Genomic DNA, 4,733 nt, shown 5'->3' on the forward strand with positions numbered 1-4,733 from the left:
CCGGCTGCCGTGCCGGTGGGGGTACGCATCCTGACCTGGAGACGGGCCGGGTCGGGGTCGGTGAGATCGATTCCGGCGGCGGTCAAGGTGGTGGTGATGTCGGTGGCGTAGCGGCGCAGCAAGAGGACGTCGTCGTGCATGTACCAGGGGACTGTGATGATCAGCCCGCAGGTGGCGGCCAGGGCCCAGGGGGCGGTGGCGTGGGGGCAGGTGGCGGGGGCGGTGGCCTGGCGATAGCAGGAATCGCACCAGCACTCCCGTCCCTCCCGGTACAGCCACACCCCGGGGGTGAGCTCGACCGCCGGGACGGTCCGGCTGATGGTGCCGTCCCGGCGGTGGAGGGCGAGTGGACGGGCGTGACCGGGCATGGGGATATCCCCCTTTCTGGGAGAAGAGGTGGGGCGGCCGGGAGCAGAGCGGGAGTGCCCGCCCCGGCCGCCCCGGTGGGTCAGAACGGTGGCGTGTCCGCGCCGGTCCCGGCGCCGACGGGCGCGGGTGCGGGTGCGGACCAGGGGTCGTCGGGGCCGGTGGGCGGGTAGTTGTCGGCGCTGCCGCGGGTGGCCTTGGTGACCTTTGCGGTGGCGAACCGCAGGGACGGGCCGATCTCGTCGACGTCGAGGGCGAAGGTGGAGCGTTTCTCGCCGGTGTCGGTGGTCCAGTGGTGTTGGCGCAGCCGGCCGGTCACGACCACGCGGGTGCCCTTGGTCAGGGACTCGGCGGCGTGTTCGGCGAGCTGCCGCCAGGCGGTGCAGCCGAGGAACATCGCCTCACCGTCGACCCAGGTGTTCCGGGCCTTGTCGAAGGTGCGGGGGGTGGCCGCGACGGTGAACCGGGCCATTGCGATCCCGGCCGGGGTGAAGCGCAGTTCCGGGTCGGCGGTGAGGTTCCCGACCACGGTCAGCGGGGTGTCGTTCGCCATGGAAGGCCTCCTTTGCGGGATGTCGGGCAAGGGCCGGGGCACGGCGGGTGGCTGTGGCGAGACGCCCACCGCGCACCGGGTACGGGTGGTGTCCGCTACTTCCAGGTGCCGATGACGAACGGCACGTTGCGCGGGTCTCGTCCGCGGCGGTCGATCCAGATCTCGCCGTTGGCCTTGATGACCACCTCGTGCGGCTGCAGCCGATCGGCCTGGTAGCGGGCGCAGACCTGGTCGACGATCTGGCGGCGCACATCGGCGGGGACGGCCGCCGCCGTGGTAGTGGTCGCTGTCGGATTCGCCTTCTGCGGCGCCGGGGTTGTGGTGGTCTTCCGGCCTTTCGTGGTCGTGGCCGGGGTCGGTGGGCCGGCCGTCGCCTTGCGGCCCTTCCTGACCGGCGCGGGCTGCGGCGGGGGTGTCTTCTTCTTCGAGCTGAACAGGCCCATGTCCGTTCTCCTTGAGGATGTCGGGGTGGGTGAAGTCAGGGGCGGCGGATGAGGCGGCTATTTGCTACGGCGTGCCAGTTCGGCGTCGATGACCTCTATCGCCATCTCGTTCGCAGTCACCGCGTCGCCGCTGAACTTGCCGGCGTCGAGAGCTGCGGCGATATCGCCTTTGATGCGGGAGAGGCTTTCCGTCTTGTTCCGTTTGACGGCGCGTTCGAGTTGTTCCCGCGTGGCGAATTTCACTGTCCGTGTCCCTTCTGGTCTTGGGATAAGGAAAAAGAGGGAAAGAAGGAAGAGAGGGGCGGTCAGGACGGGCAGCCGCGCAGGCAGGTCATGCCGCGGCGGGTGAGTTTCAACGGCACGCCGCTGTTCCCGCAGTGGTCACAGGCCGGGACGGCACTCCCGCGCTGGTCGGGGGGAAGGGCGCCGGCCGGAGGGCGGGTGACGGTCTGTCGGCCACGGCGGGTCGCGACCGTGCCGTGGCTGGTGGCGTGGGTGGTGGTGCCGGTCAACCGGTCGGTGAGTCGTTGCGCGCGGCCGACGATCCGGTCCCCGAGCGCGGCGGAGGGGTTGCACGCCCGGCACAGGTCCGCGCCGTTCTTCCCGCTGCCACCGCAGCGCGGGCAGACACGGGCTTTCTTCGCAGCCATGAAGGGCTCCTTCCAGTTCCGGTGAGGAATACGGCCTGGGACGTCACAGCGCGGTGGCGAAGGCGGCCAGGCCGTAGGCGAGGTGCACGATCACGGCGGTGATGCGGCCGACGACGGCGGCGGCCGTGGTCGGGGCGGTGGCGGCGTAGACGAGGAACGCGACGGCGACGGCGGTCAGCAGCCAGGGGCCGCCGCCGCGGCGGGAGTGCGGGTATTTCACCGGGATCGGTCTCCGTTCGGGGCAGGGGTGCGGGCGGGCAGGGTCGCGCAGCCGGGGCAGAGCAGGCCCGGGTAGGGGCCGTGGACGGGGCAGTGGGAGCGGTTGACCGGGTTGGTCTCGCCCCAGCCGGGCCGGCTCACCGCCGCTCCCCGCCGGGGGTGGGCTGTGGGCAGCGGGTGACGGTCGTGCGGTGCTTGCCACCGACGGTGGCGTGCTGGCAGCGCCCGGTGCGGTCGGCTTTCTCCTGGAGCCGGTGACCGAGGGGGCTGTCACAGCCGGTCGTGCCGGCGAGGGTCACCGCAGCGGCCAGGACGGCGGCGGCCACGGTGCGCCGGCCGGTCATCGCTCCGCCCCGATGGTGGCGTGGGCGGTCTCGTCCGCCAGGACAGCGACCACGGCGGCGACGAGAACAGCGAGCAACGCGGCGTCACGGACACGGACCGCCACACCAGCAAAAGTGATCATGGGGGTGCCTTTCGGGAACGGGACAGCGGTACGGGCGCGTCCGGTGCGGGGTCAGACGCGCCGGTCGCGGCGGCGGAGCCGGCGGCCGGTGACGGTCACGTCGGGCCGTTCCGCGGCGGCGNGCGGCCAGCCGGGTCTTGAGGTCCCGTCGGCCGTAGACGATCGCGCTGCTCCCGAAGGAGTCGAGCGGGCTGCCGTCGGTGAAGGTGGCGGTCAGGATGTGCGTGGGCTTCTTGGCGAACATCGGTTCTCCTTCGTGGTGCGGACAGGTCCCGCGTGGTCCTGCGGGTGGGCTATCGGGAGCGGATGACCGTGCCACGGTCGCGCCGATCATCACTTTCTGTGACTGTCGGTGGGTGTGGTGGGGAGAGGGAGGGAGGCAGTGCCACGCGGTGGCCCGGCCTTCCTGGCGGGGTGCTGGGGGTGCTTGGGGAAGCTGGCCATGCCTTCCCCAAGGGATGTTTCTGCTGGTCAGGAAGGGGAAGCGGGCGGGGGAAGCGGGTGGGGAAACTTCCCCGGGTGTCACCGGCTTCCCTGATCGCTTCCCTCGGCCTGACTGTTACGGAAGGTGATCGCCTGGTGGATGTCGTCGGCGCGGATGACGCTCTGACCCACCGATTTACCGATCTTGATGTGGTGGGTGGCCAGGGCCGCGCTGAGGGTTTGGAAGGTCCACTTCTGGTAGCTGGGATGGATCTCGGCGAGACGGGCGAGGACGACCGGGGTGCGGGTGCGGTCTTCTCCGCGCAGCGCGACGGCGATGTCGGTGAGCGGGTCGCGGTCCTCGGTCGGGTCACCGGTGGCGGTGCGGGGGGCGACCTGCGTCCGGCGGCTCTGGGCCCGGTCGGCGAGCGCGTCGGCGTCGTCGTCGTCGATGAAGTGCGTCCGGATCGTCAGGGACGACGCGCCCGGCGGGAGCGGCACGCCGTCACCGGCGACGACGAGGGTGCCTTTGTCCAGGCCCTGGCGGAGCTTGTGGGGGGCGGCGCCGCCGTTGACGGCCTTGTCCCCGAGCGCCATCTTGGCCTGCGCTTCGGTGCCCACGACCAGGGACGCGCGGATGTGGGCGCCTTCGCGGACGAGCTTGGGCAGGTTCTGATCTGTGGGGTCCTGGGTGCCTTGCCAGAGCAGGACGTCGACCGCACGGCCCTGGTTGTGGACCTTGCGGGCGCCCATGAAGTAGCGGGACTTGGCCTTGGTCCCCCCGTAGGGGCGGCCGTCGTCGCCGATGGCGGGGCACATGAACGCCACCTGCGCCTCGTCCACGATCACGATCAGTGGGTGGAACGTCGCCCCGGCGCGGGCGGCCTCGTTGCGCCGTTCCATCTCGGTGACCGCGTCCTCGACCATCTCGGTGGCCTGGATGACGTGGGCGTCGGTGGGGCCCTGGATCAGCCGGGTCGCGATGCCGTCGAACATCGCCCAGTCCCCCACACCCTTGAGATCGGCGATCCAGAACTCGACCGTGGGGTCCTGGGCGAGCCACAGCGCCAGGGCGCGCAGACCGGCGGTCTTGCCCTGGTTCGACAAGCCGGTGATCAACAGGTGGCGCTGGTACAGGCTGATCAGCGCCGCGTCCCCGCGCAGGTCCTGCCCCCAGGGGGCGCGGCCGGTGCGGTAGTCGGCGGTCAGGTCGGAGTCGAGGACGAGCGGGGACGGGCCGATCGGCTCNNNCGGGCCGATCGGCTCGTCGAGCGCGCCGGAGTCCGCGATCCACAGCCGGACCGTGCGGGCGGCCTCGGGGATGGTGATGAACAGCTCGTGCTCGTGGCGGGTGAGGTTCTCGGCGAGCTTGCGGCGGCGGTCCTGGACTTCGTTCGTCGCCACTCCCGAGGGCAGGGTGACGTCGACCTCGACCCCGCAGCCGGCGAGCCGGATCGGGCCGAGCATCCCCGCGCCGTGGTCGGGCATCGCCTGGATCGCCTTCCGCAACGCGGGCAGGCCAAGGTCCCGCAGGGCGGTGACCACGATCGACGGAGTGATCGGCTCGCTGTCGGTGGGACGCTGGCCGGGTGGGGCGAGCCGGGCCGGCAGGG

General features: G+C 71.6%; 10 protein-coding genes. All 10 read right to left on the minus strand.

Annotated features, from left to right (window positions below):
* The coding region (locus FrCorBMG51_RS10250) for a hypothetical protein (protein WP_162233196.1) at window positions 1-368 on the minus strand (368 nt) is incomplete at its 3' end.
* A gap of 80 nt (window positions 369-448) precedes the next feature.
* Window positions 449-919 (minus strand): single-stranded DNA-binding protein, encoded by a 471-nt coding sequence (locus FrCorBMG51_RS10255; protein WP_047222846.1) that lies wholly within the window; start codon window positions 917-919, stop codon window positions 449-451.
* A 95-nt stretch (window positions 920-1,014) separates the two neighbouring features.
* On the minus strand, window positions 1,015-1,362 hold the full coding sequence (locus tag FrCorBMG51_RS10260; protein ID WP_047222847.1) for a hypothetical protein: 348 nt from the start codon (window positions 1,360-1,362) through the stop codon (window positions 1,015-1,017).
* Window positions 1,363-1,419: 57 nt separating this feature from the next.
* On the minus strand, window positions 1,420-1,605 hold the full coding sequence (locus FrCorBMG51_RS10265; RefSeq protein WP_047222848.1) for a hypothetical protein: 186 nt from the start codon (window positions 1,603-1,605) through the stop codon (window positions 1,420-1,422).
* Window positions 1,606-1,667: 62 nt separating this feature from the next.
* Window positions 1,668-2,012, minus strand: a complete 345-nt coding sequence (locus FrCorBMG51_RS24990; protein ID WP_052914531.1) for a hypothetical protein — start codon at window positions 2,010-2,012, stop codon at window positions 1,668-1,670.
* Window positions 2,013-2,055: 43 nt separating this feature from the next.
* Window positions 2,056-2,232, minus strand: a complete 177-nt coding sequence (locus FrCorBMG51_RS29530; RefSeq protein ID WP_175648370.1) for a hypothetical protein — start codon at window positions 2,230-2,232, stop codon at window positions 2,056-2,058.
* The gene (locus tag FrCorBMG51_RS28110; protein WP_157180449.1) at window positions 2,229-2,372 is read right to left on the minus strand and encodes a hypothetical protein; all 144 of its coding nucleotides are present in this window, start codon (window positions 2,370-2,372) and stop codon (window positions 2,229-2,231) included. Before FrCorBMG51_RS28110 ends, FrCorBMG51_RS29530 begins: the two co-directional genes overlap by 4 nt.
* Window positions 2,369-2,575: a hypothetical protein gene (locus FrCorBMG51_RS10275; RefSeq protein ID WP_047222850.1), complete on the minus strand. Its 207-nt coding sequence runs from the start codon at window positions 2,573-2,575 to the stop codon at window positions 2,369-2,371. Before FrCorBMG51_RS10275 ends, FrCorBMG51_RS28110 begins: the two co-directional genes overlap by 4 nt.
* Window positions 2,572-2,697: a hypothetical protein gene (locus tag FrCorBMG51_RS32515; protein WP_256386249.1), complete on the minus strand. Its 126-nt coding sequence runs from the start codon at window positions 2,695-2,697 to the stop codon at window positions 2,572-2,574. The genes FrCorBMG51_RS10275 and FrCorBMG51_RS32515 overlap by 4 nt, the downstream gene beginning before the upstream one ends.
* Window positions 2,698-3,219: 522 nt before the next feature.
* Window positions 3,220-4,608, minus strand: coding sequence for an FtsK/SpoIIIE domain-containing protein (locus tag FrCorBMG51_RS33110; RefSeq protein WP_476742144.1), 1,389 nt, complete (start codon window positions 4,606-4,608; stop codon window positions 3,220-3,222).
* Window positions 4,609-4,733 lie beyond the last annotated feature (125 nt).

It is taken from the genome of Protofrankia coriariae (assembly GCF_001017755.1).
GTDB lineage: Bacteria > Actinomycetota > Actinomycetes > Frankiales > Frankiaceae > Protofrankia > Protofrankia coriariae.